The sequence below is a fragment of the Streptomyces sp. NPDC001851 genome, from assembly GCF_040297165.1.
Taxonomy (GTDB): domain Bacteria; phylum Actinomycetota; class Actinomycetes; order Streptomycetales; family Streptomycetaceae; genus Streptomyces.
In genome coordinates, this window is record NZ_JBEOYR010000001.1 from 595,679 (window position 1) to 620,074 (window position 24,396).

General features: G+C 72.6%; 26 protein-coding genes. 8 read left to right on the top strand and 18 right to left on the bottom strand.

All coding sequences use genetic code 11. The features are described 5' to 3' along the window. Nucleotides 1–36: 36 nt before the first annotated feature. The 3 genes from ABT171_RS02755 to ABT171_RS02765 all read right to left on the bottom strand — a co-directional run bounded on the left by ABT171_RS02755 (nt 37) and on the right by ABT171_RS02765 (nt 2,407). The gene (locus ABT171_RS02755) at nt 37–624 is read right to left on the bottom strand and encodes a sigma-70 family RNA polymerase sigma factor (RefSeq protein ID WP_351238995.1); all 588 of its coding nucleotides are present in this window, start codon (nt 622–624) and stop codon (nt 37–39) included. 974 nt (nt 625–1,598) lie between these two features. Next, complete coding sequence (locus ABT171_RS02760) at nt 1,599–1,727, bottom strand: hypothetical protein (protein ID WP_351238997.1); 129 nt, start codon at nt 1,725–1,727, stop codon at nt 1,599–1,601. Between the two features lie 68 nt (nt 1,728–1,795). Further along, nucleotides 1,796–2,407: a response regulator transcription factor gene (locus ABT171_RS02765; protein WP_003948568.1), complete on the bottom strand. Its 612-nt coding sequence runs from the start codon at nt 2,405–2,407 to the stop codon at nt 1,796–1,798. 380 nt (nt 2,408–2,787) lie between these two features. On the opposite strand from ABT171_RS02765, the gene ABT171_RS02770 reads away from it, so the two are divergent. After that, nucleotides 2,788–3,117, top strand: a complete 330-nt coding sequence (locus tag ABT171_RS02770; RefSeq protein WP_351238999.1) for a WhiB family transcriptional regulator — start codon at nt 2,788–2,790, stop codon at nt 3,115–3,117. A gap of 94 nt (nt 3,118–3,211) precedes the next feature. Here the strand turns inward: ABT171_RS02770 and ABT171_RS02775 are convergent, their stop codons facing one another. Beyond that, entirely contained in the window at nt 3,212–4,111 is a 900-nt protein-coding gene (locus tag ABT171_RS02775) for a LysR family transcriptional regulator (protein WP_351239001.1), read from the bottom strand. A gap of 81 nt (nt 4,112–4,192) precedes the next feature. On the opposite strand from ABT171_RS02775, the gene ABT171_RS02780 reads away from it, so the two are divergent. The 3 genes from ABT171_RS02780 to ABT171_RS02790 all read left to right on the top strand — a co-directional run bounded on the left by ABT171_RS02780 (nt 4,193) and on the right by ABT171_RS02790 (nt 6,490). Further along, on the top strand, nt 4,193–4,858 hold the full coding sequence (locus tag ABT171_RS02780; RefSeq protein ID WP_351239003.1) for an MOSC domain-containing protein: 666 nt from the start codon (nt 4,193–4,195) through the stop codon (nt 4,856–4,858). A 74-nt stretch (nt 4,859–4,932) separates the two neighbouring features. Next, a complete protein-coding gene (locus tag ABT171_RS02785; protein ID WP_351239005.1) occupies nt 4,933–5,706 on the top strand; it encodes an SDR family NAD(P)-dependent oxidoreductase in 774 nt (257 codons plus the stop codon). A 76-nt stretch (nt 5,707–5,782) separates the two neighbouring features. Continuing rightward, nucleotides 5,783–6,490, top strand: coding sequence for an ester cyclase (locus ABT171_RS02790; protein ID WP_351239007.1), 708 nt, complete (start codon nt 5,783–5,785; stop codon nt 6,488–6,490). A gap of 80 nt (nt 6,491–6,570) precedes the next feature. On the opposite strand, the gene groL is transcribed toward ABT171_RS02790, so the two are convergent. The 4 genes from groL to ABT171_RS02810 all read right to left on the bottom strand — a co-directional run bounded on the left by groL (nt 6,571) and on the right by ABT171_RS02810 (nt 10,893). After that, a complete protein-coding gene (groL, locus tag ABT171_RS02795) occupies nt 6,571–8,196 on the bottom strand; it encodes a chaperonin GroEL (RefSeq protein ID WP_351239009.1) in 1,626 nt (541 codons plus the stop codon). Nucleotides 8,197–8,315: 119 nt separating this feature from the next. Further along, complete coding sequence (gene groES / locus ABT171_RS02800; RefSeq protein ID WP_020132158.1) at nt 8,316–8,624, bottom strand: co-chaperone GroES; 309 nt, start codon at nt 8,622–8,624, stop codon at nt 8,316–8,318. A 278-nt stretch (nt 8,625–8,902) separates the two neighbouring features. Continuing rightward, entirely contained in the window at nt 8,903–9,697 is a 795-nt protein-coding gene (locus tag ABT171_RS02805; RefSeq protein WP_351239127.1) for a polysaccharide deacetylase family protein, read from the bottom strand. A 284-nt stretch (nt 9,698–9,981) separates the two neighbouring features. After that, the gene (locus tag ABT171_RS02810) at nt 9,982–10,893 is read right to left on the bottom strand and encodes a polysaccharide deacetylase family protein (RefSeq protein WP_351239011.1); all 912 of its coding nucleotides are present in this window, start codon (nt 10,891–10,893) and stop codon (nt 9,982–9,984) included. A gap of 90 nt (nt 10,894–10,983) precedes the next feature. Here ABT171_RS02810 and ABT171_RS02815 point away from each other — a divergent pair, with 90 nt between their 5' ends. Further along, nucleotides 10,984–12,165, top strand: a complete 1,182-nt coding sequence (locus ABT171_RS02815; RefSeq protein ID WP_503072978.1) for a THUMP-like domain-containing protein — start codon at nt 10,984–10,986, stop codon at nt 12,163–12,165. Here the strand turns inward: ABT171_RS02815 and ABT171_RS02820 are convergent. From ABT171_RS02820 to ABT171_RS02830, 3 genes are all read right to left on the bottom strand, one after another. Further along, nucleotides 12,162–13,463: an RNA polymerase sigma factor gene (locus ABT171_RS02820; protein ID WP_503073086.1), complete on the bottom strand. Its 1,302-nt coding sequence runs from the start codon at nt 13,461–13,463 to the stop codon at nt 12,162–12,164. The two genes, ABT171_RS02815 and ABT171_RS02820, sit on opposite strands and share 4 nt — an antisense overlap. Nucleotides 13,464–13,841: 378 nt before the next feature. Continuing rightward, complete coding sequence (locus ABT171_RS02825) at nt 13,842–14,198, bottom strand: YciI family protein (RefSeq protein WP_351239013.1); 357 nt, start codon at nt 14,196–14,198, stop codon at nt 13,842–13,844. A gap of 135 nt (nt 14,199–14,333) precedes the next feature. Further along, nucleotides 14,334–15,371 carry a LacI family DNA-binding transcriptional regulator gene (locus tag ABT171_RS02830; protein WP_351239015.1) on the bottom strand — a complete coding sequence of 346 codons (1,038 nt, stop codon included), beginning with the start codon at nt 15,369–15,371 and terminating at the stop codon, nt 14,334–14,336. Between the two features lie 145 nt (nt 15,372–15,516). On the opposite strand from ABT171_RS02830, the gene ABT171_RS02835 reads away from it, so the two are divergent. Both ABT171_RS02835 and ABT171_RS02840 read left to right on the top strand, forming a co-directional pair. Next, entirely contained in the window at nt 15,517–17,826 is a 2,310-nt protein-coding gene (locus ABT171_RS02835; RefSeq protein WP_351239017.1) for a beta-xylosidase/alpha-l-arabinosidase, read from the top strand. Nucleotides 17,827–17,986: 160 nt separating this feature from the next. Beyond that, on the top strand, nt 17,987–18,862 hold the full coding sequence (locus ABT171_RS02840; protein WP_351239019.1) for a COG4705 family protein: 876 nt from the start codon (nt 17,987–17,989) through the stop codon (nt 18,860–18,862). 215 nt (nt 18,863–19,077) lie between these two features. Here the strand turns inward: ABT171_RS02840 and ABT171_RS02845 are convergent, their stop codons facing one another. Genes ABT171_RS02845 through tsaB form a run of 4 tightly spaced genes read right to left on the bottom strand, consistent with a single transcriptional unit; the run spans nt 19,078 to nt 21,560 of the window. Beyond that, entirely contained in the window at nt 19,078–19,335 is a 258-nt protein-coding gene (locus ABT171_RS02845; protein ID WP_351239021.1) for a hypothetical protein, read from the bottom strand. After that, nucleotides 19,332–20,420 carry a tRNA (adenosine(37)-N6)-threonylcarbamoyltransferase complex transferase subunit TsaD gene (tsaD, locus tag ABT171_RS02850; RefSeq protein WP_351239023.1) on the bottom strand — a complete coding sequence of 363 codons (1,089 nt, stop codon included), beginning with the start codon at nt 20,418–20,420 and terminating at the stop codon, nt 19,332–19,334. Before tsaD ends, ABT171_RS02845 begins: the two co-directional genes overlap by 4 nt. Continuing rightward, the gene (rimI, locus tag ABT171_RS02855) at nt 20,413–20,886 is read right to left on the bottom strand and encodes a ribosomal protein S18-alanine N-acetyltransferase (RefSeq protein ID WP_351239133.1); all 474 of its coding nucleotides are present in this window, start codon (nt 20,884–20,886) and stop codon (nt 20,413–20,415) included. Before rimI ends, tsaD begins: the two co-directional genes overlap by 8 nt. A 17-nt stretch (nt 20,887–20,903) precedes the next feature. Next, on the bottom strand, nt 20,904–21,560 hold the full coding sequence (gene tsaB / locus ABT171_RS02860) for a tRNA (adenosine(37)-N6)-threonylcarbamoyltransferase complex dimerization subunit type 1 TsaB (RefSeq protein ID WP_351239025.1): 657 nt from the start codon (nt 21,558–21,560) through the stop codon (nt 20,904–20,906). Between the two features lie 117 nt (nt 21,561–21,677). On the opposite strand from tsaB, the gene ABT171_RS02865 reads away from it, so the two are divergent. Next, a complete protein-coding gene (locus ABT171_RS02865) occupies nt 21,678–22,232 on the top strand; it encodes a hypothetical protein (RefSeq protein ID WP_351239027.1) in 555 nt (184 codons plus the stop codon). A gap of 17 nt (nt 22,233–22,249) precedes the next feature. Here the strand turns inward: ABT171_RS02865 and ABT171_RS02870 are convergent, their stop codons facing one another. The 3 genes from ABT171_RS02870 to ABT171_RS02880 all read right to left on the bottom strand — a co-directional run bounded on the left by ABT171_RS02870 (nt 22,250) and on the right by ABT171_RS02880 (nt 24,333). Beyond that, nucleotides 22,250–22,468 (bottom strand): hypothetical protein, encoded by a 219-nt coding sequence (locus ABT171_RS02870; RefSeq protein ID WP_351239029.1) that lies wholly within the window; start codon nt 22,466–22,468, stop codon nt 22,250–22,252. Between the two features lie 127 nt (nt 22,469–22,595). After that, nucleotides 22,596–23,108, bottom strand: a complete 513-nt coding sequence (gene tsaE, locus ABT171_RS02875) for a tRNA (adenosine(37)-N6)-threonylcarbamoyltransferase complex ATPase subunit type 1 TsaE (protein ID WP_351239031.1) — start codon at nt 23,106–23,108, stop codon at nt 22,596–22,598. Beyond that, on the bottom strand, nt 23,074–24,333 hold the full coding sequence (locus ABT171_RS02880) for an alpha/beta fold hydrolase (RefSeq protein ID WP_351239033.1): 1,260 nt from the start codon (nt 24,331–24,333) through the stop codon (nt 23,074–23,076). The genes tsaE and ABT171_RS02880 overlap by 35 nt, the downstream gene beginning before the upstream one ends. Between the last annotated feature and the right edge of the window lie 63 nt (nt 24,334–24,396).

Here is a 24,396-nt window from a genome sequence, read left to right on the forward strand (position 1 = left end):
TCAGCTAAGGAGCTACACGTGCTCCGCGCTGGGGGATTACTGTTCCGCGAGCGCGCGGAGGCGGCTCAGTGCCCTGTGCTGGGCGACCCGGACCGCGCCGGGTGACATTCCCAACATCTGCCCCGTCTCCTCCGCGGTCAAGCCCACGGCGATGCGCAGCAGGAGCAGTTCGCGCTGGTTCTCGGGCAGGTTGGCCAGCAGCTTCTTGGCCCACTCGGCGTCGCTGCTGAGCAGGGCGCGCTCCTCAGGGCCGAGGGAGTCGTCGGGGCGCTCCGGCATCTCGTCGGAGGGGACGGCCGTGGAGCCCGGGTGGCGCATCGCGGCGCGCTGGAGGTCGGCGACCTTGTGGGAGGCGATGGCGAAGACGAACGCCTCGAAGGGGCGGCCGGTGTCGCGATAGCGGGGCAGCGCGAGCAGGACCGCGACGCAGACCTCCTGGGCGAGGTCCTCGACGAAGTGGCGCGCGTCGCCGGGCAGCCGGGACAGCCGGGTGCGGCAGTAGCGCAGCGCCAGCGGGTGCACATGCGCGAGCAGATCGTGCGTGGCCTGCTCGTCCCCGTCGACGGCGCGGTGCACGAGCGCACCGATCGCCCCCTGGGCCGTGCCCGCCTCGTTGTCGCGCATCGGTCCATGGTGCCTTGCGGCCGTCCGGTCCGTCGCATCGTGCTCATGGTTGTGCACCGAAGCGTTATGAGCAGGTGCGCCGGCACTCATTCCCTGCGCCCTCCCCTTCCGCTCGACCGACTCGTCCCCGAGAGACTCCACATCTCAAGGATGCGGCATCCGCGCCGAAACGAGCAGCGCGCGTCCGGCGGGTCTCCTTGCGCAGCACCCGCCGAGGTGTCCTACGGAGTCGTGCGCCCAGGGCGCGAACAGCCCGACGGCGGGTGCCGCGATCCTCGTCCAGCGGCGCCGACCACGGGTGTTCACGGAGCGGATCTCCGTTCCCGCGTACGACCCCCCACCCGGCCCGCACGCCGCGCACCTCCTCGGGTGTGACCGGGTCCACCCCTCGCCGGCACACCGGCCAAGGCGTCTCACCGCCCCACGGCACATCCGGGCCACGCAGGTCCACTTCCACCGACGGCCCGGACACGGCAGCACACCCCGCGACCAAGAGCCACGTGGCAGCACGCACGCCCGGAACCCGACGCGCAGCCATGAGGGCGTCGCGGCGCGGTTCGGTCCCGGCCCGGCGAACGGCCGGGCCACCCCGATGCCGGCATACGGCCCGAAGGCCCCCGAAATCCCCGCACGGCCGGGAGCCCCGGAAATCGCAGCGCAGTCCGGACTCGCGGAACTCGGCAGCACACCCGGACACCCGGAACCGGTCACGCGACCCGGACACCCGCAGGCCGACACGCCACCGCGACACCCCGAAGCCCCCGCACAGCCCGCACCCGCGGAACCCCGCAGAACGCCCGGACGCCCCGGAACCGCCACACCACCCGGACACCCGCAGGCCGGCACACCACCCCGACACCCGGAAGCAGGCACACAACCCGGACCCCCGGAAGCAGGCACACCACCCCGGCACCCCGAAGCCGCCGCACAGCCCACACCAAGAGAGGCCCGCAGGACGCCCGGACACCCCGAAGTCACCGCACGGCCCGGACACCCGCCAGTCCGCAGAACGCCCAGGCGTCCCCGGAAGCGTGCCGGGTGCCCTCTCCCAGGCGGTTGCGGTTGCGGTGGGGCGCCCGGCTGCTGCCAGGGGAGGCGGACACGCTTCCGGCTCCGGGGGCGGTGCCCCGGTGGCGGTCGGCCCCGCCTGCCCCGCAGGGCTGGGCACTGCCTACCGGACCAGTCCCCAGCGGAAGCCGAGCGCCACGGCGTGGGCCCGGTCCGAGGCGCCGAGCTTCTTGAACAGGCGCCGCGCGTGCGTCTTGACGGTGTCCTCGGAGAGGAACAGCTCGCGCCCGATCTCGGCGTTGGAGCGGCCGTGGCTCATGCCTTCCAGGACCTGGATCTCACGTGCGGTGAGCGTGGGCGCGGCACCCATCTCGGCCGAGCGGAGCCGGCGCGGGGCCAGTCGCCAGGTCGGGTCCGCGAGGGCCTGCGTCACCGTGGCCCGCAGCTCCGCGCGCGAGGCGTCCTTGTGCAGGTAGCCCCGGGCGCCGGCGGCGACCGCGAGGGCCACACCGTCGAGGTCCTCGGCGACGGTGAGCATGATGATGCGCGCGCCGGGGTCGGCCGACAGCAGACGGCGCACGGTCTCCACGCCGCCCAGGCCGGGCATGCGCACGTCCATCAGAATGAGGTCGGAGCGGTCGGCGCCCCAGCGGCGGAGGACTTCCTCGCCGTTGGCCGCCGTCGTCACGCGCTCGACGCCGGGCACGGTCGCGACCGCGCGGCGGAGCGCTTCTCGGGCAAGCGGGGAGTCGTCGCAGACGAGGACGGATGTCATGACCGCCCTCCGCAGCTGATGCGCGTCACCTTGAGCCTCCAGGCTGGTACGGAATCGTCACCTGTGCGGTCGACCGTCTCGGACGCCTGCCCGAGCGCTTGTGTTTTCAACCGCCTCCGCACTCTCAACGACGGTCACTCGAAAGAGTTACGGGGCCGCGTGCCGTCTTCGGCACTCTACGTGAGGGCCCCGACACAGAGCAGACACGGACGAAAGACCCTCAACTTTTCATCACAACTATGCCCCATTTGGCCTCTTTTCTTCCCGTTTCATGGTGTCCGAGGCTAGATTCTCAATGAGTCATATTTTCATCTCCTTAGACCGGAGATGTACGGTCGTTGGCACCGTATCCGCTCAGAACGGCTACAAGGGGTCACGTAATGGCAGATTTCTCCCGCCTTCCCGGACCGAACGCGGACCTGTGGGACTGGCAGCTGCTGGCTGCCTGCCGCGGCGTGGACAGCTCGCTCTTCTTCCACCCTGAGGGCGAGCGCGGGGCGGCTCGGAGCGCTCGCGAGAACTCGGCCAAGGAGGTCTGCATGAGGTGCCCCGTGCGCGCGGAGTGCGCAGCGCATGCGCTGGCGGTGCGCGAGCCGTACGGCGTGTGGGGCGGCCTGACCGAGGATGAGCGTGAGGAGCTGATGGGGCGTGCGCGCAACCGTCTGGTGACGGCCTCGGCCGTCGGCGGGGACACGGCCCCACACCACTGAAGGAACGTTTCTGCACCCATAGCCCTCCGGGTGCCCTCTTCCCTCTTCCACCAGGGCACGCCCCGCGCGTGCCCTTGATTTCTGCTGGGGCTTCCTAGGCGCGCCCGGCCGCCCGTGCCAGCTGTTCCAGCGTCGCCGCCACGGCCGGCACCTGTGCCAGGTCGGGCAGGGTGAGGGCGACGATCTCGCGCCGCACCGCCGGCTCCAGCCGAATCGTGCGCACCCCCCTGGGCCGTACCGACTCCACCGCCAGTTGCGGCAGTACGGCGACCCCCAGGCCGGCTCCGACCAGGCCGGCCACCGCCGGGTAGTCGTCCGTGGCGAAGTCGATGCGGGGGGTGAAACCGGCCCCCTCACAGACCTCGACCAGCTGGCCGCGGCAGCGCGGGCAGCCCGCGATCCACGGCTCCTGGGCCAGCTCGCCGATGGCGACGGACTGCGCGCGCGCCAGGCGGTGCCGCTCCGGGACCAGAGCGACCAGACGGTCCGTCAGCAGCGGCCGTACCACCAGGTCGTCCCAGTCCTCGGCGACCGCCGCCCCCTCGTAGCGGAAGGCCAGCGCGAGGTCGCAGTCGCCCTCGCGCAGCAGCTCGACGGAGGCCGGGGGCTCGGCCTCCTCCAGGGAGACGCGGGTGCCGGGGTGGGCGGCGCGCAGGGCGGCGAGGGCGGTGGGGACCAGGGTGGAGGTGCCGCTCGGGAAGGAGACCAGCCGGACCCGGCCGGCCCGCAGGCCCGCGATGGCGGCGACCTCCTCCTCCGCCGCGGTGAGCCCGGCGAGGATGCCGGAGGCGTGCCTGACCAGGGCTTCCCCGGCCTGGGTCAGCCGCATCTCGCGGCCGCTGCGGACCAGCAGCGGGGTGCCGACCGAGGTCTCCAGGGCCTTCATCTGCTGGCTGACGGCGGGCTGGGTGCAGCCCAGTTCGCGCCCCGCCGCCGAGAACGAACCGGTGGTGGCGACGGCGCGCAGGACGCGGAGATGACGGGCCTCGATCACCCTTCAAGCATAAGGGCGACTTGGAGATCGCGCGCAATACTGGCTCGACGCTTTGAGGTGCGGTCACGTACCGTGCGGTACATGAGGGTTCTCACGGTCAATCTGGGCCGCCCGCAGCCGGTGCCGTACACGGACCAGCCGGAGGGCGTGACGGGCATCGACAAGAAGCCGGCCGACGGGCCGGTGCGGGTGACGGCCCCGGGTCCCAAGGGGGTCGGCGGCAGCGGGCTGGCCGGGGACGCGGTGTGCGAACTGCGCCATCACGGCGGAGATGACCAGGCGGTGTACGCGTACGCGCGCGAGGATCTCGACGGCTGGGAGCGCGAACTGGGCCGGCCGCTGGCCAACGGCTGCTTCGGGGAGAACCTGACGACCGACGGCCTGGACGTCTCCGGGGCGCTGATCGGCGAGCGCTGGCGGATCGGTGGCGGGCCGGTTCTGGAGGTGACCTCGGGCCGGATCCCGTGCCGCACGTTCCAGGGCCATCTGGGCGAGCGCGGCTGGGTCAAGAGGTTCACACAGAAGGGCGCAACCGGTGCCTACCTCCGGGTGATCGAGCCGGGCGAGATACGGGCGGGCGACCCCGTCGAGATCGTGCACCTGCCGGACCACGGGGTGACGGCGGCGATGCAGTTCCGCGCGGTCACCACCGAGCGGCACCTGCTGCCGCGGGTGCTCGCGGCGGGCGACGCGCTGCACGCGGAGACGCTGGCCGCGGCGCGCAAGTACGTGGCGCTGCAGGGCTGAACGAGCGTCGGCCGGACCGCCGTCCGGGTCCCGCGCCAGCGGACGCGCGCGCTCCGGGTCACTACCCTTGGGCCATGACAACGGCTCTGATTACGGGATCGACCGCGGGGATCGGCGCCGCGTTCGCGCGGCGGCTGGCGGCTGACGGGCACGACCTCGTCCTGGTGGCCCGGGACACCAAACGGCTGCGCGAACAGGCGACCGAACTGCACGACCGGCACGGCATCGAGGTGGAGGTGCTGACCGCCGACCTGTCCGAGGACAAGGGCATCGAGTCGGTGGCCGACCGCCTCGGCAGCCGGAAGAACCCGGTCGACCTGCTGGTCAACAACGCCGGCTTCGGCAACAAGGGCCGCTATCTGGAAGTGTCCATGGCCGACGAGCTGCGGATGCTCAAGGTGCACTGCGAGGCGGTGCTCCGGCTGACGTCCGCGGCGGCCGAGGCGATGCGGGAGCGCGGGCGGGGCGGGATCGTCAACGTCGCCTCCGTGGCCGCCTTCGTGCCGCGGGGCACCTACGGCGCCTCCAAGGCGTGGGTCGTGCAGTTCACGCAGGGCGCGGCCAAGGACCTGGCCGGCAGCGGCGTGCGCCTGATGGCCCTGTGCCCCGGCTTCGTGCGCACCGAGTTCCACCAGCGGGCCGGGATGGGCACGGACAACATCCCGGGGTGGATGTGGCTGGACGCCGACAAGCTGGTCGCGGCGGCCCTGGCCGACCTGGCCCGCGGCAAGTCGCTGTCGATCCCGGACCCCCGCTACAAGGCGCTGATGGGCCTGGTGAAGGTCGCCCCGCGCGGGCTGATGGGCGGGATCTCCTCCCGGACGGGACGCAAGTACGGTCCTCAGTAGCGGGCGGGTGGCGCCGCCGTCCCGGTGCGAAAATGAGCGTGGCACAACCGGGCCAGGGGGGCCGGGAGGCGGCGTCATGACCTTCGTACAGCTCATCGAGTGCAGGACGAGCCGGCTGGACGAGATGAACCGGCTGATGGACGACTGGGTCGAGCAGACCAAGGGGAAGCGGACGGCGACGCACGCGCTGGTCGGCAAGGACCGCTCGGACGCGGCGCACATCGTCGAGGTGGTGGAGTTCCCGTCGTACGAGGACGCGATGCGGAACTCGAACCTGCCGGAGACCGACAGGATCTTCCAGGGGATGGTCTCCCTGTGCGACGAGATGCCGACGTTCATCGATCTGGACGTCGTGCGGGACGAGCTGCTGGCCGAGGACACGGTGCGGCGGTTCTTCGCCGCGCTGGCCACCGCGGGCGAGTTGCCGCCGCTCAACGACCTGCTGGACGAGGACATCCACAGCCACGATCCGATGAACCCCCAGGACACCATCGGGCTGGACAACGCCCGCGCCGAGTACCGGATGTGGCGCGCGGCCTTCGATTTCGGGTTCACGGTGGAGGACGTGCTCGCCCAGGGCGACCGGGCCTGCGCGCGGTGGACCTGGAACGGCACGCACAAGGGTGACTTCCTCGGGATCGGGCCGACCGGCCGGGAGGTCACCATGACCGGAATGACGCTGTTCCGGTTCGCGGACCACGGCAAGATCGCCGAGCTGTGGTGGCAGCACGACCAGCTCGGGCTGATGCAACAGCTGGGCGCGCTGGACGAGTTGGAGCAGTAGGAGGACTTCCTCTGCCCGTCCGGACAGGGCGAAGGCCCGGCACCGTGACGGTGCCGGGCCTTCGCGCGGGAGCGCTCGGCTCAGTGGGCGTGGCCGTGGCCGTGGCCCGCGGCGGCCGGCTCTTCCTCTTCCTTCTTCTCGACGACCAGGGTCTCGGTCGTGAGCAGCAGGGAGGCGATGGAGGCGGCGTTCTCCAGGGCGGAGCGGGTGACCTTCACCGGGTCGATGACGCCGGCCTTGACCAGGTCGCCGTACTCGCCGGTGGCGGCGTTGTAGCCCTGCCCCTTCTCCAGGTCCTTGACCTTGGAGACGATGACGTAGCCCTCCTGGCCGGCGTTCTCGCCGATCCAGCGCAGCGGCTCGACGACGGCGTTGCGGACGACCGCGACACCGGTGGCCTCGTCGCCGGTCTTGCCGAGGTTGCCCTCAAGGACCTTGGAGGAGTGGACCAGGGCGGAGCCACCACCGGAGACGATGCCCTCCTCGACCGCGGCGCGGGTCGCGGAGATGGCGTCCTCCAGACGGTGCTTCTTCTCCTTCAGCTCCACCTCGGTGGCGGCGCCGACCTTGATCACGCACACGCCGCCGGCCAGCTTCGCGAGGCGCTCCTGGAGCTTCTCGCGGTCCCAGTCGGAGTCGGTGTTCTCGATCTCGGCCTTGATCTGCGCGACGCGGCCCTGGACGTCCTCGGACTTGCCGGCGCCGTCGACGATCGTGGTGTCGTCCTTGGTGACGGTGACGCGGCGGGCGGAGCCGAGCACGTCGAGGCCGACCTGGTCGAGCTTGAGGCCGACCTCCTCGGAGATGACGGTGGCACCGGTGAGGGTGGCCATGTCCTGCAGCATCGCCTTGCGGCGGTCGCCGAAGCCGGGGGCCTTCACCGCGACGGCGTTGAAGGTGCCGCGGATCTTGTTGACGACCAGGGTCGACAGGGCCTCGCCCTCGACGTCCTCGGCGATGATCAGCAGCGGCTTGGAGGCGCCGGCCTGGATGACCTTCTCCAGCAGCGGCAGCAGGTCCTGGATGGAGCTGATCTTGCCCTGGTTGATGAGGATGTGCGGCTCGTCGAGGACGGCCTCCATGCGCTCCTGGTCCGTCACGAAGTACGGCGACAGGTAGCCCTTGTCGAAGGCCATGCCCTCGGTGAAGTCCAGCTCCAGACCGAAGGTGTTGGACTCCTCGACGGTGATGACACCGTCCTTGCCGACCTTGTCCATCGCCTCGGCGATCAGCTCGCCGACCTGCTGGTCCTGGGCGGACAGCGCGGCGACGGCGGCGATGTCGGACTTCTCGTCGATCGGGCGGGCCGTGGCCAGCAGGTCGTCGGAGACGGCCTTGACGGCGGCGTCGATGCCCTTCTTCAGGGCGGCCGGGGAGGCGCCGGCGGCGACGTTCTTCAGGCCCTCGCGGACGAGCGCCTGGGCGAGCACGGTGGCGGTGGTGGTGCCGTCACCCGCGATGTCGTTGGTCTTGGTCGCCACCTCCTTCACCAGCTGAGCGCCGAGGTTCTCGTACGGGTCCTCGATCTCGACCTCACGGGCGATCGTGACACCGTCGTTGGTGATGGTGGGGGCACCGAACTTCTTGTCGATGACGACGTTGCGGCCCTTGGGGCCGATCGTCACCTTCACCGTGTCGGCCAGCTTGTTGACGCCGCGCTCGAGGGCGCGACGGGCGTCCTCGTCGAACTTCAGGATCTTCGCCATGACAGCGGGAGCCCTCTCGAAATCTAGGGTGGAAAGACAACTGCGCCCCGGGCGCCCGGCTTCGTTATCGGTCGCGGGGGCCAGGGGCGCAGCTCAAGAGCAAAATGTGCTCGGGGTGACTACTTCTCGATGATCGCGAGCACGTCGCGAGCCGAGAGGACGAGGTACTCCTCGCCGTTGTACTTCACCTCGGTGCCGCCGTACTTGCTGTACAGGACGACGTCGCCGACCTTGACGTCGAGCGGAAGGCGCTCGCCGTTCTCGAAGCGGCCCGGACCCACGGCGAGGACGGCGCCCTCCTGGGGCTTCTCCTTCGCGGTGTCCGGGATGACCAGGCCAGAGGCGGTGGTCTGCTCGGCGTCGAGCGGCTGGACCACGATGCGGTCCTCAAGCGGCTTGATGGCAACCTTGGAGCTGGTGGTCGTCACGATCCGACCTCCCCCTTCGGAGATCTCACGGGGTTAACTGTCTGAGGTGGCGACCAGGTCGATCCGTCGTCGCGGGTGCCGGACCTGCCCGTCGCGTAGTTGGCACTCTCCAGTGGGGAGTGCCAGAGCCGAGACTATGACTGCGGTTAGCACTCGGTCAAGCGGAGTGCCAATGCCGTGCGGCGCGTCGGCGGAAGAGGGGGGCGCGCGGAGTGTGCGGGTGCCCGGTGTCCGCCCCGCCGCCCCGGGGGTCGCCGCCCCCGGACCCCCGGCCGGACTCATGGGAGGTAGTCCTCCAGCCGGCCTACCGTCAGCCCCCGCTGCTGGACCCTGCGGAGCGCCCGGGCGGTGCGGTCGCGCAGGCCGGGGCCCGTTGTCTCGTCCGGGCCGATCAGGATGATGTCGCCGGGGCGGAGGTGGTGCGCGCCGTGGGTGTAGACGAGGTCGGTGGGGGTCATGGCGGCGCGCCACAGGACGAGCGTGGAGATACCGCAGTCGGACGCCGCGCGCAGGGTGGTGGCGTCGTACGAGCCGTACGGCGGACGGAAGAGGCGGGGGCGCAGGCCGAGACGGGCGCCGAGCCGGTCCTGCTGTCCGCAGATCTCGGCCCGCTGGCCGGCGTAGGGCAGTCCGGACAGCGCGCGGTGGTCGAGGGTGTGGTTCTGGATGCCGGCGCCCAGCCGGTGCAGGCGGGCGAAGTGGCCGTAGCCGGGGCCGGCGATGCTGTCGGTGAGGAACATGCTGACGGGGAGCCGTAGTTCGCGGACCATGTCGACGAAGCGGGGGTCCTTGTCGGCGCCGTCGTCGTAGGTGAGGAAGACGACCGGGTCGTGGGTGGGGACATGGTCCATGACGCGGGGCAGGGCACGGCCGGCGGTGTGCGGGGTGAGGGCGAGCGTGCGGGCGGTGGGGCGCGGTGGGCGGGCGAGGGGCTCGGTCAGGCCCCACCGGAGGTAGGTCCGGTCGGGGGCGGGGCCGGGCGGGTGTACGCCCTCGGCCGCCTTCATGCCGAGGCGTTCGATGGGGTCGACGGACTGGGCGCAGCCGGTGAGGAGGAGCGCCGAGGCGAGCAGCGCGGCCGGCCTCCGCCCGGCACGCCACCCGGAACCCGCCCGCCGGCCACCGAAGCCGGCCCCCGCGCGCCCCGCCCGCGGCCCCCGCGGGCCGGCCTCGGCGAGTGGGGGCCGGGCGGCGCGCGGGCTGGTTCTCCTGGTGCGGAGGTGCGGTACGTGCCGCTTCCCGTCACCCGGGACAGCCCGCGTTCCGCCGGGCCGTAAACCGCCGAAGAGCCGTGCCCGCACGGTGTGGGAGACCGCCGTTCCGGGTGCCGGCCGCGGGGCGCCGCCGCCTCCGTGGCTCACAGGTAGTCCTCCAGGCGGGCCACGGCGTAGCCCTCGCGGGTGACCTTGTTCAGGAAGCGGCGCATGTCGTCGACCATCGTGCCGTTCCAGTCGGACCGGCCGCGGAAGTGGGTGAGGACGATGTCGCCGCGGCGCATCTTCTGGTCGTCCTCGCGGTACTCCCAGTGGTCGACGAAGACCTCCTCGTTCCAGATCGGCGCGTAGCGGATGCCGCAGGCCTTGGCGGCGCGCAGGGTGTCCTGGTTGTAGTCGCCGTAGGGCGGACGGAAGACCGTCGGCCGCTTGCCGAACTCCCTCTCCATGATGTCCTGCATGCCGCAGATCTCGTCCCGCTGCTCCTCGTAGGAAAGCCCCGGCAGGTAGGGGTGGTGCAGGGTGTGGTTGTTGAGGGTGTGGCCGTAGGACTGCATCCGGCGGAAGTAGCCGTAGTCGTCCTCGACCAGGTAGTTGCTGAGGAAGGCGGTGTACGGGATCTTCAGGTCCCGCATCATCCGCAGGAACTCCGGGTCCTTCTCCGAACCGTCGTCGATCGTGAGGAAGACGATCTTCTGCCGGGTGGGGATCGTGGTGAAGACGGGGGGCAGCTCCCAGTCCTCCTGGTGGTCGACCTCGAAGCCGGCCCGGGCGGTGATGTGCGGCTTCTTCGCGGGCGGGGGCGGCGGCGCCAGCGGGACCTCGTCCAGTCCCCAGCGCCGGGCGGCGGCGACCAGGCGGGCGTGTTCGGCGGCCCGGCGGGCCTGGGGACTCAGGGTGTGCGCGGGGCCGCCCTGCCCGGACGCGGGGCGGGTCACGCCGGGGCCGGCACAGCCGGCGAGGAGGGCGGCGCAGGCCAGGGCGGTGGCTCCGCGGGCGAGGACCGAACACCCGACCCGATTCTGGTTTTTATCGTTTTGTACGATTAGTCGCATGGTGCCGGATCCTCCCAGGCCACCCCCCGGATCCCGGGCCGACACCGCCGCCGGAGGCGCACGATCCACCGACTGGCCCACAATGACCCGGTGAACGACCTCGCTCTGCTCCTCACCCCCGAAGGCCGTGCCCTCCTCGACGAGGTCCGCGACACCGCCCCGGCGGACGAACTCGCCGTCGCCACCCGGCTGCGCCGCGGCCATCCCGCCGAACTGGTGTCGGCCGCGCTCGGCCAGGCCCGGCTGCGGCAGCGGGCGGCGGCGAAGTTCGGGGCGGCGGACGCCGGGCGGATGTTCTTCACGCCGAACGGGGTCGAGCAGTCGACGCGGACGAGTGTGGCGACATACCGCGCCGAGCGGCTCAGGGGGCTCGGAGTGACCTCCGTGGCCGACCTGTGCTGCGGGATCGGCGGGGACGCCATCGCGTTCGCCCGGGCGGGGATCCGGGTGCTCGCCGTGGACCGGGACCCGGTGACGGCCGCCGTGGCGCGGGCGAACGCCGAGGCGCTGGGGCTGGCGGAACTGATCGAGGTGCGCGAGGCGGACGTCACGGAGGTGGACACCGCCGGGTACGACGCGGTCTTCGTGGATCCGGCGCGCCGGGGCGGTCGCGGCCGGATCTTCGACCCGGAGGCCTACTCACCACCGCTGTCCTGGGCGGTGACAGCCGCCTCGGCCGCCGGGACGGCCGCGCTGAAGATCGCCCCGGGCATCCCCCACGAGGCGGTGCCCGCCGAGGCCGAGGCGGAGTGGATCTCCGACGGCGGCGATGTGAAGGAGGCGGTGCTGTGGTTCGGGACGGGGACGCCGGGGGCGGTCCGCGCCACGCTGCTGCCCGGCCCGCGCACGCTGCTCGGCCGCGGCCTGCCCGATCCCGGGGTGCGCCCGGTGGGGCGGTACCTGTACGAGCCGGACGGTGCCGTGATCCGCGCCCATCTGGTCGCCGAGGTGGCCGAACACCTGGACGGCGGGCTGATCGACCCGACGATCGCCTACGTCACCGCCGACGGGCTGCGGCACACGCCGTACGCCTCGGCCTACGAGATCACCGATCAACTGCCCTTCAACGTCAAGAAGCTGAAGGCCCTGCTGCGTGAGCGCGAGGTCGGCACGCTGACCGTGAAGAAGCGGGGTTCGGCGGTCGAGCCGGAGGAACTGCGCAGGAAGGTCAAGCCGCAGGGGCCGAACGCGGCGACCGTGTTCCTCACCAGGGTCGCCGGGGCGCCCACCATGCTCGTGGGCGGCCCCGCCCCCCGGCCCCGAGGGTCCTAGGACGGCACCTCGTCGGCCCGGCGCAGCAGCAGTTCCCGTTCCCTTCCGTTGCGTGCCAGGGCGGCCGCCCGCTCGAACTCCGCGCGGGCCTGAGCCGTACGGCCGAGCCGGGCCAGCAGGTCGCCGCGGACGCTGGGCAGCAGGTGGTAGTCGCGCAGGGCGGGTTCGGCGGCCAGGGCGTCCACCAGCTTCAGGCCCTCGGCAGGGCCGTCGGCCATCGACACGGCGACCGCGCGGTTCAGCTCGACCACCGGGGACGGGGCACGGGCGGCCAGCAGGCCGTACAGGGTGGCGATGGTCCGCCAGTCGGTCTCCTCGTAGGTGTACGCGTGGGCGTGGCACGCGGCGATGGCCGCCTGGAGGGCGTAGCGGCCCGGGGCACCGGTCGCCGTGGCGCGGGCCCGGTCGAGGGCCTGGACACCGCGGGCGATGAGCATGCGGTTCCAGCGGCGGCGGTTCTGGTCCTTGAGCAGCACGGGCCCGCCGTCCGGACCCGTGCGGGCGGCCGTGCGGGACGCCTGGAACTCCAGCAGCGCGGCCAGGCCGTGCACCTCCGGCTCCTTGGGCATCAGCGCGGACAGGACGCGGGCCAGGCGCAGCGCGTCCTCGCACAGGCCGGGGCGGAGCAGGTCCTCGCCGGCGGTCGCCGCGTACCCCTCGTTGAAGACCAGGTAGATGACGTCCAGGACGGAGTCGAGGCGGGCCTCGCGGTCGGGGCCGCAGGGCACCTCGAAGGCCACGTTCCTCGCGGCGAGGGTCCGCTTCGCCCGCACGATGCGCTGGGCGATCGTCGGCTCCGGGACGAGGTGGGCGCGGGCGATCTCGGCGGTGCTCAGGCCGCCGAGGAGGCGCAGGGTGAGGGCGGTGCGGGCCTCGGGGGACAGCACCGGGTGGCAGGTGGTGAAGACGAGCCGGAGCAGGTCGTCGTCGATGCCGTCCGGGTCGGCGGGCTCGTCGTACGGCGCCGGGGACGACAGCGTGCGGTCCCTGCCGATCTCCTGCAGCTTGCGGGCGTAGGTCTCGCGGCGCCGGACCAGGTCGACGGCGCGGTGCCGGGCGGTGGCCATGAGCCAGGCGCCGGGATTGTCGGGCACACCGTCGCGGGGCCACTGCTCCAGCGCGGCGACCAGCGCGTCCTGCGCCAGTTCCTCGGCGATGCCGACGTCCCGGACGATCCGTGCCACGCCGGCGATGACGCGGGGCGACTCCAGACGGAAGACGGTCTCGATGGCATACGCGGCGCCGGGGCCGGCGGGGCGTGGCTGGGCGGGCTGGAGCCCGGTGGGCCGTGGCTGGATGGGCTGCGACTCGGTGGGCCGCGACTCGGCAGGCCCGATGGGCTGGAGCCCCGTGGGCTGAGGCGTGGTGGGCTGAGACCCCGTGGGCTGAGACCCCGTGGGCCGTGGCCCGGGGGGCTGAGACCCGGTGGGCTGAGACCCGGTGGGCTGAAGGCCGGTGGGCCGCGACTGGAAGGGCTGGAGCCCGGTTGGCCGCGACTCAGTGGGCTGAGACCCGGTAAGCCGTAGCCCGGCGGGCCGCGACTCGGCACGCCCGATGGGCTGGAGCCCCGTGGGCCGTGGCTCGATGGGCTGAGGCCCGGGGGGCCGGGGTTCGGGGGGCTGTGGTTCCACAGCCCCCCATGCAACACCCCCGGGCGCCCCGGGGCCAGCGACGGCTCAGCCCTCGGCGATCTCCCGGACCTCACAGGTCACGGTCCAGTACTCCTCGTGGGTCTGCAGGAACCGCTTGGTCCACTCGATCGCCTCGGCCATGTCCTTGCACTGCATGAGCGCATAGCCGCCGACGACCTCCTTGGACTCGGTGAACGGCCCGTCCGTGACGGAGAGCCTGCCGCCCTCCCAGCGGACCCGCTTGCCCTGGCTGTGCGGGGTGAGCCCGGCGGTGTCGAGCATGACGCCGGCCTTGGTGATCTCCTCGATCAGCTCGCCCATCCGCTGCATCAGCTCGGGGCTGGGGCCCTCGGGGGGCGCGGTGGACTCGTCGACGCGTACGAGCGAGAGATAGCGGGGCATGGTGGCTCCTTCGGTCGGGCGGCGCAGCCTGTCTCCGCCGCTCACCCATGCGTCGAACGGGAGACACCCGGATCGACACACTCGCCGAGGATTTTTTTCACCGAGGGCCCCCTCCGCCTCATGGCGTGCCGGGAGTCAGCGGGCCGAACGGGGTACCGGCGCCGTGCTCGACCGCACCACCAGGCTCGTCGCCAGCTCGACCCGCGTCGCCGCCCGCTCCTCCTGCGCGCGCCCCAGCTCCAGCACCAGCCGGGCCGCCGCCTCGGCCATCTCGGTCAGCGGCTGTCGTACGGTCGTCAGCGGCGGGCCGACCCAGCGGGCCACCGGCAGATCGTCGAAGCCGACCACGCTGAGGTCCTCCGGGATGCGCAGACCCAGTTCGCGCGCGGCCTCGTACAGCCCGAGCGCCTGCAGGTCGTTGCCCGCGAAGACGGCCGTCGGCCGGTCGGGGCGGCGCAGCAGCTCCAGCCCCAGGCGGTAGCCGGAGTCGTGGTGGAAGTCGCCGGCCGCGATCAGCGAGGGGTCGACGGGCAGGCCTGCCGTCTCCAGGGCGGCGCGGTAGCCGTCGAGGCGGGCCCGGCTGCACATCATCCGGGACGGGCCGCTGATCGCGCCGATCCGGGTGTGGCCGAGCTCGACCAGATGGCGGGTGGCGGCGAGGCCGCCCTGCCAGTTGGTGGCGCCGATGGAGGGCACGTCCGGACCCGGGTCGCCGGCCGGGTCCATCACCACGAACGGGATGGACCGGCTGGTCAGCAGCGCCCGCTGGGACTCGTCGAGCCCGGACAGCACCAGCACCACGCCGTGCGGGCGGCGCGCGGCCACCTGGTCGGCCCAGGTCCGGCCCGGGGTGAGCCGGCCGGCCGACTCGGACAGCACGACGCTGAGCCCGGCGTCCCGGGCCACCTTCTCCACGCCCCGGATGACCTCCAGCGCCCAGGCGCTCTCCAGCTCGTGGAAGACCAGGTCGAGCAGGGGTGACCGGGAGGCCTCGGCGCGGCGGCGGCGGTAGCCGTGGGCGCGCAGCAGCTCCTCCACCCGGGTGCGGGTGGCCGGGGCGACATCGGCGCGGCCGTTGAGGACCTTCGAAACAGTCGGAGCCGACACCCCGGCCTCACGGGCGATTTCGGCGAGGGTCGCCGTCTGTGTTTCTGCGGGCTTCGAAGGCTTCATGGCAGCGATCGTATCCGCGCCGGACCTCTTGACGAAGGCCTCTGTGCGCCATAGCTTTCCGGAACATTCGGCACTCACTCCGAAACATTCGAAAAATCCGAGACTGCCCTTCTGTGAGAGCGACAGCCAGAGTGACGGGAGTTCCATGACCACCGCTCCTTGGCGCGACCCCGCCCTGCCCGCCGACGCCCGCGTGGCCGACCTGCTCGCCCGGATGACCCTGGAGGAGAAGGCCGCCCAGCTGTACGGCGTGTGGGTGGGCGCCGCCACGGACGGCGACGGGGTCGCCCCGCTGCAGCGCGAGATGGCCGCCGACCACGACTGGGACGAGCTGATCACCCTCGGCCTCGGCCAGCTGACCCGCTCCTTCGGCACCGCGCCCGTGGAACCGGCGCTCGCCGCCCGCGCCCTGGCCCGCGCCCAGCGCCGGATCGCCGCGGCGGGCCGCTTCGGCATCCCGGCCGTCGCGCACGAGGAGTGCCTGGCCGGTTTCACCGCCTGGCGCGCGACGGCGTACCCGGTGCCGCTGGCCTGGGGCGCGGCCTTCGACCCGGCGCTGGTCGAGGAGATGGGCCGGCGCATCGGCCGGGACCTGCGCGCGGCCGGCGTCCACCAGGGCCTGGCCCCCGTCCTGGACGTGGTCCGCGACCCGCGCTGGGGGCGGGTCGAGGAGACGATCGGCGAGGACCCGTACCTGGTCGGCACCATCGGCACGGCCTATGTGCGCGGTCTGGAGTCGGCCGGGGTGATCGCCACGCTCAAGCACTTCGCCGGGTACGCGTCCTCGGCCGGTGCCCGGAACCTGGCGCCGGTGAGGGCGGGGGTACGGGAGTTCGCGGACATCACGCTGCCGCCGTTCGAGATGGCGCTGCGCGAGGGCGGGGCCCGCTCGGTGATGGCGGCCTACACCGAGACCGACGGGGTGCCCGCCTCCGCCGATCCGCGTCTGCTGACCGAACTGCTGCGCGAGGAGTGGGGTTTCACCGGCACGGTGGTCGCCGACTACTTCGGCATCGGCTTCCTGAAGACCCTGCACCGGGTCGCGGCGGACGAGGCGGAGGCCGCGCGGCTGGCGCTGGCCGCGGGCATCGACGTCGAGCTGCCGACCCTGAGGTGCTACGGCGCGCCACTCGTCACGGCCGTAGGCGAGGGCCGCATCCCCCAGGCCCTGGTGGACCGGGCGGCCCGGCGCGTCCTCAGGCAGAAGTGCGAGCTGGGCCTGCTGGACGCGGACTGGCGGCCGGAGCCGGAGGATGCGGTCGAGCTGGACTCGGCGGAGAACCGCGCCCTGGCCCGGCGCCTCGCGGAGGAGTCGGTGGTGCTGCTGGACAACCCCGGGGGCGTGCTGCCGCTGGCCCCCGGCGCGCGGATCGCGGTCGTGGGCCCGCGCGCGGCGGACCCGCTCGCCATGCTCGGCTGCTACTCCTTCCCCTCCCACGTCCTCACCCACCACCCGGATGTCCCGCTCGGCATCGAGATCCCCACCCTGCTGGACTCGCTGCGCGCCGAACTGCCGGACGCCAAGGTCACGTTCGCCGAAGGCTGCGGCGTGACGGACCCGGACGACGCCGGCTTCGAGGAGGCGGTGGCCCGGGCGGCGGAGGCGGAGGTGTGCGTGGCGGTGCTCGGCGACCAAGCCGGCCTGTTCGGCCGGGGCACCTCCGGCGAGGGCTGCGACGTGGCGGACCTGCGCCTGCCGGGTGTGCAGGCGGAGTTGCTGGACGCGCTGGTGGCGACCGGCGTGCCGGTGGTCCTCGTGCTGCTGACCGGCCGCCCGTACGCGCTGGGCCGCTGGCAGGGCCGGCTCGGCGCGGTCGTACAGGCCTTCTTCCCCGGCGAGGAGGGCGGCCCGGCGGTGGCCGGGGTGCTGTCCGGCCGGGTAAACCCCTCCGGGCGCCTCCCGGTGAGCGTGCCCCGGCTGCCCGGCGGCCAGCCCTGGACGTATCTCCAGCCCCCGCTGGGCCTGGCCGGGGAGGTGAGCAGCCTGGATCCGACCCCGCTGTACCCGTTCGGCCACGGCCTCTCGTACACGACGTTCGCCTGGGAGGACGTGCGGGCTCCCGAGGCCGAGGTCCCGACGGACGGTTCGTACGACCTCTCCGTCAGCGTCCGCAACACGGGCGACCGGGCCGGCGCGGAGGTCGTACAGCTGTATCTGCACGATCCGGTGGCCTCGGTGACCCGCCCGGACGTCCGTCTGATCGGCTACCAGCGTGTTGGGCTGCTGCCCGGCGAGTCCCGCCGGATCACCTTCCGCTTCCACGCCGACCTTTCCTCCTTCACCGACCGCACGGGGGCGCGGGTGGTGGAACCGGGCGCGCTGGAGCTGCGGCTGGCGGCGTCCAGCGGGGAGGTACGGCACCGGGCGCGGCTGCGGCTGACGGGACCGGCCCGGGTGGTGGGGGCCGGGCGGCGCCTGCGGTGCGAGGTGGAGGTGTCCCAGGGGAGCGATTGAACCCCAGGGGCCGGGTGGAACGTATGGAGTCACGGCGGAAGCGGCGGCAACAGCACAGCCGCCGCCCTTCCGCAAGACCCCTGACACGGGCGTTCAGGATGGTTTCAGGTTGCCCCTGGCAGGGTCGTCGATCATCTGACACCCCCTCACAGGAGCACCTTTGCCGACCGCATCCGAGACGAAATCCGTGATGAAGAAGCTGCCCGAGGTGACGCTCGCGTTCTGGATCATGAAGATCGCGGCGACGACCCTGGGCGAGACCGCGGGCGACCTGTTCGCCCAGACGCTCAAGCTGGGCTACTTCCTCACCACCATCGCCCTGTTCCTGGTCTTCGTGGTGACGCTGGTGGTCCAGCTGCGCTCCGCGCGCTACAACCCGTTCTTCTACTGGACCGTGATCCTGTCGACCTCCATGGCCGGCACCACCATGTCCGACTTCATGAACCGGGACGCCAGCGCCAAGTACCTTTCGAACGGCGCGACGAAGCTGGGCTGGGGCCCGCAGGGTCTCGGCCTCGGCTACCCGGAGGGCGCCGCGATCCTGGTCTCCATCCTGCTGCTGATCTTCCTCGGCTGGAAGCTGAGCGGGATGACCTTCCAGATCACCGAGATCGTCACCTTCCGGGGCGAGGCCCTGTTCTGGTCGGCGATCCTGGTCTCCAACACCCTGGGCACCTCGATGGGCGACTTCCTGTCCGACAGCTCGGGACTCGGCTACCTGGGCGGTGCGGCCCTGGTGACCGGCGCGCTGCTGGTGCTGGTGGCGCTGATGAAGGTCCCGGCGGTGCCGAACGTCCTGCTGTTCTGGATCGCGTTCGTCCTGACCCGCCCGCTGGGCGCGACGGCCGGTGACTTCCTCACCAAGCCGGTCGCCAAGGGCGGCCTGGACCTGGGGACGCCCGGCTCGTCGGCCGTGCTCCTGGCGGTGCTCTTCGGACTGATGGCATATGCGCAGCGCAAGGAGCGGCGGGCGGCGGTGGAGCTCGCCCACCCGCCGACGGAGCCGGTGCAGCCGCAGCGGGCAGGCCGGCCGTAACGGCGAAACCCGCCCCCGGAGCACCGGGGGCGGGTTTCGGATGGAGCGCCGGGCAGGCCTTGCACCTGCATCTCCCCGCAGGAAGCGGGACGTCTTTCCTTGGACCACCAACGCACTGCGTCCGGGGCGGAGTTCCGATCTCGATGTCTCGATTTCGGCGTTCCGGCCGTTCGCTGTGTGATGATCATAGCGCAGTCCGGCCGGGACCGCCAACCTCAGCCGTCCGCCACCGACTCGAACCGCCAGCGGTGCACGGGCCGGGACACCAACTCCGGTGCCGGTTCGGGCAGTTCGGGCAGTCCGGCGTCGTAGGACGCGTCCCACCACGTGATGACCAGCACCCGGTCCTGCGGCGCCCGGAAGGTCTCGCGCCTGAGCGGCTCCTCCGCCAGGCGCTGTTCCCGCGCCCAGGCGAGCAGTTCCGCGCCCCGCCCGTCGGCCGCCCGGGCCTCCCACATCAGGGCGACGGTCATGAGTAGAGGTTCTCCTTGCTGACCTCGTGCACATGGTCGTGGTTGCCCGGCACGTGCGGGTCCGTGACCGGCAGGGAGGAGTCGGCCGACAGGTCCCAGCTGGAGGCGGCCCGGTTCCGGGCGACCATCTCGGCGCCGAGCGCGGCGACCATCGCGCCGTTGTCCGTGCACAGCTTGGGGCGCGGGACGCGCAGCCGGATACCGGCCGCCTCGCAGCGCTCCTGGGCCAGGGCGCGCAGCCGGGAGTTGGCGGCCACACCTCCGCCGATCATCAGGTGGTCGACGCCCTCGTCCTTGCAGGCGCGGACGGCCTTGCGGGTCAGCACGTCGACGACGGCCTCCTGGAAGGACGCCGCCACATCACGGACCGGGACCTCCTCGCCGGCCGCGCGCTTGGCCTCGATCCAGCGGGCCACGGCGGTCTTCAGGCCGGAGAAGGAGAAGTCGTACGCGGGGTCGCGCGGGCCGGTCAGGCCGCGCGGGAAGGCGATCGCCTCCGGGTCGCCCTCGCGCGCGTACCGGTCGATGACCGGGCCGCCGGGGAAGCCCAGGTTCAGCACGCGGGCGATCTTGTCGAAGGCCTCGCCGGCCGCGTCGTCGATGGTCGAGCCCATGGGCCGGACGTCCGAGGTGATGTCCTCGGACAGCAGCAGCGACGAGTGCCCGCCACTGACCAGCAGGGCCATCGTCGGCTCCGGCAGCGGGCCGTGCTCCAGCTGGTCGACGCAGATGTGCGAGGCCAGGTGGTTGACGCCGTACAGGGGCTTGCCCAGGGCGTAGGCGTACGCCTTGGCCGCCGAGACGCCGACGAGCAGGGCGCCCGCGAGACCGGGACCGGCGGTCACCGCGATGCCGTCCAGGTCCCTGGCACTGATCCCCGCCTCCTTCAGGGCGCGGTCGATGGTCGGCACCATCGCCTCCAGGTGCGCGCGGGACGCCACCTCCGGTACGACACCGCCGAAGCGGGCGTGCTCGTCCACGCTGGAGGCGACGGCGTCCGCCAGCAGGGTGGTGCCGCGGACGACGCCGACGCCGGTCTCGTCGCAGGAGGTCTCGATGCCGAGGACGAGAGGTTCGTCAGCCATTGGTCTCGGTTCCTTGTACTGATGAGGAGGGGTCGGTCAGGCGCATGACCAGGGCGTCCACGTTGCCCGGCTGGTAGTAGCCGCGCCGGAAGCCGATCGGCTCGAAGCCGAAGCGCTCGTAGAGCTTCTGGGCGCGGACGTTGTCGACCCGGCATTCGAGCATCACCTCCTGGCACTCGAACGCGGTCGCCGCGCGCAGCAGTTCGGCCAGCAGGCGGGCGCCGAGACCGGTGCCCTGGAGGTCGCGGGCCACGGCGATGGTCTGGACGTCGCCCTGCTCACCGGCGGCGACCAGACCCGCGTAGCCGACGATACGGCCGTCGGTCTCGGCGACGAGGTAACGCCGGGTCGCCTCCGGCCCCCGGGAGTGGGCCAGCTCGGACCAGAACATGCCCCGGGACCAGGTGTCCTCGGGGAACAGGTCCTTCTCCAGCTCCAGGACCGGGTCGATGTCCCACCAGCGCATCTCGCGCAGTCGTACGGTCACTTCGGGGTGACCACCTTGTAGTTCTTGGGGACCTGCGCGTCCGGGCGGCGCAGGTACAGCGGGCGGGGGGCCGGCAGTTCCTCTCCGGCGGCCAGCCTCTCGGCCGCGAGCGAGGCGAGGGCGGCGGCGGAGACGTGCTCGGGCTCGTGGGCGCTCGGGAACGTGTCCGGGTAGAGCAGCGCACCGGCGCCGACCGCCGGGAGACCGGCGACCCGCTCGGCGATGTCGGCCGGCCGGTCCACGGCCGGGTCGGTCAGCCGGGTCCGGGAGTCGGCGTACATCGCCCAGTAGACCTCCTTGCGCCGGGCGTCGGTCGCCACGACGAAGGGGCCCTTCTCGATGTCGGCGGCGTAGGCGAGGCCGTCCAGCGTGCACACGCCGTGCACCGGGACGCCGAGGGCGAGGCCGAAGGTGTCGGCGGTCATCAGACCGACGCGCAGACCGGTGTAGGGGCCGGGCCCGGTGCCGACGACGACGCCGGTGACGGCGTCCAGCTTGAGTCCGGCCTCGGCGAGTACACGGTCGACGGCCGGCAGCAGCAGCTCACCGTGCCGGCGCGCGTCCACCTGACTCGACGAGGCGATGACGTCCGTGCCGTCGTGCAGCGCGACGGTGACGGCGGGCGTTGCGGTATCCAGAGCGAGCAAGAGCACGCAAACAGCCTACGGCGCCCACGGCTCCCGCATGGCCGTCCGGGTCGGACGGCCACCGGCTGCTACGGTCTGCCTGTACGAAGTACGACATATGACCCGAGGTGGAGGTGGGCGCACGTGGCAGGGACCAGCTCGGGGATCGTGGCCGCCCTCACCGCGGCGGCCCTCGGAGCCGTCGGCTTCCTCGCCTACCAGGCCCACGCGACGGCGCCGGCGAACCTGGGCGTCCGGCCCGCGGCGGGCGCACCGCCCCTGACGGCGGCCGGCAAGGCGCCCCGCGACCGCCGCGACCCGACCGCCCTGCCACGCGGTTCGGGCCTGGGCGAACGGGTCGTGTACTCGCTGGACGACGACCGGGTCTGGCTGGTCGGCGAGACGAACCGGGTGCAGCGCACGTTCCGGGTGAACCCGGGCAGCATCGACCCGCCGGTCGGCACGTACTGGGTCACGTCCCGTTCGAGCGCGGTCACCGGCTCCGACGGCGTTCCCGTCGAGCACGTCGTGCGGTTCACCAGCGTGGCGGGGCTGGCGATCGGGTTCAGCGCGGCGACCGCTCCGCGGGCGGCGGCCGACCCGGGTGCGAGGACCGGCGGGATCCGGGAGACACGGGCGGACGGCGATGCGATGTGGGACTTCGCCACCATCGGGGTGCGGGTCGTGGTGATTCGCTAGTGCCGCCTGTTGGGGCACTAGGCGCAGTGCCGGGTGGTGCCGTCGGGTGACCGAGGCGCCGTCAGGACCGGTCGCGCCCGCGCGGCGGTCGCCGCGTGTTCCACCGGGCCCCGCGGCCCTTCGGGGCGCGCCTCCGCCGCCCGGGGCGGTGTGGAGACCGTCTTCGCCGCCGCACAGGACGCCAGCAGGTCACGCATGGACACCCCCGCGGCTGCCGCGGAACGGGGTTCGGGCATGGCGCCTCCTGACGTGCGGGGGCGGGTGTAGTTAGGTACGCCTAACCACGGGCTGGGTACCATGTGACCACGCCCGTGACGCCCTGCGCAATATGTTGCCGACGGCTTGTCGGAAAGCCACCGCCGGTCAGGCCGTGAGCGTCTCCAGACCCGCGTCCGCCCAGCGCTCGCCCAGCCCCGTCAGCGTCACGTGCCGCACCTCGTCGCTCGTGTCACCGACGGCGCGGTGGATGACGACCTGGAGGCGGTCCTCGGTCAGTTCCTCGACCTTGCCCTCGCCCCACTCGACGACGATCACCGAGTCGGGCAGCGACACGTCGAGGTCCAGGTCCTCCATCTCGTCCAGGCCGCCGCCGAGCCGGTAGGCGTCCACGTGGACGAGCGGCGGGCCGCCGCCGAGGGAGGGGTGCACACGGGCGATCACGAAGGTCGGTGAGGTGACCGCGCCGCGCACGCCGAGCCCCTCGCCGAGCCCACGGGTCAGCGTGGTCTTGCCCGCGCCCAGCTCGCCGCTGAGCATGACCAGGTCACCCGCGCGCAGCAGCTTGGCCAGCCGGCGCCCCAGCTCCCGCATCTGCTCGGGCGCGGTGATCGTCAGCCGGGTCTCAGCGGGGTTGTGCGGTGCTGCTGGTGCTTCCATAGCCAGTAACGGTAGCCCCTGCGGGAACCGCACCCGCACGGGTGAGCAGGTCGGCGAGGCGGTCGGTGACCACTTCCGGGTGCTCCAGCATCACCAGGTGCCCGGCGTCCGGGACGAGGACCAGCTCGGCGTCGGGCAGCAGGTCGGCTATGGCCTCGCTGTGCTCGCTGGGCGTGACCAGGTCCTGGACGCCGGCCAGCACCAGCACCGGCATGTCCTGGAAGCGGGCGAGTGCCTCGGTCTTGTCGTGGTCGGTGAAGGCCGGGTAGAACTCGGCGACCACGTCGATCGGCGTGGACTCGATCATCCGCTCCGCGAACCGCTCGACGGCCGGGTCGACGTCCCGTCCCGCGAACGAGTACCGCTTGATGATCCCGGCGAACAGATCGGCGGTGGCCCGGCGCCCCTTCTCCACCAGCTCCGCCTGCTGCCCGAGCGCCTTCAGCACCCCGGGGAGGATGCGGCGCACCGCGTTGACGCCGGCGAGGGGCAGCCCGAAGTTGACCTCCCCGAGCCGCCCGGACGACGTGCCGACGAAGGCGGTGGCGACGACCCGCTCCCGGATCAGCTCGGGGTACTGGGCGGCGAGGGCCATCATGGTCATGCCGCCCATCGAGTGGCCGACCAGCACGATCGGCCCCTCCGGTACGGCGGCGTCGAGGACGGCCTTCAGATCGCGGCCGAGCTGGTCGATGGTGACCGGCATCCGGTCCCGGGTCTGGGCCACGCCCCGCCCGGAGCGGCCGTGGCTGCGCTGGTCCCAGTGCACGGTCCGTACGACCCCGCGCAGGGCCGCCCGCTGGAAGTGCCAGGAGTCCTGGCTGAGGCAGTAGCCGTGGCAGAAGACGACGGTCACGGGCGCGGGGGCCTTGCGGCCGAAGAGGCGGCGCCGGCGCGGGGAGACGTTCGGCCCGGGGTCGGGCTCGACCTCGTCGACCTCGTAGTACAGCTCGGTGCCGTCGTCGGCGTGCGCCTTGCCGGGGGTGCCGCGCAGGGTGCCGTAGGGGCCCGCGGAGTCCAGCGCCAGCCGGGCCTTCCTGCGCATGCCCCGGCCCACCGTCATCCGCTCGATGGCGACGCCGGCCGCCGCGCCCGCGGCGAGCACGCCTATCGCGGCACCGGCGATGCCGGTCGCCCTGCGCCAGCTCCCGGCCGCCCCCGCGGCGGAGGCGGCGGCCGCCGAGGCGACGACGTCCGCCACGGCCTCCGCACTGCTCTCGCTCACGTACCGCTCCTCTTCGCCGTACTGCAGTTCGCCTGGGTGGGTGAAAGCAATGAAACCTGTGGT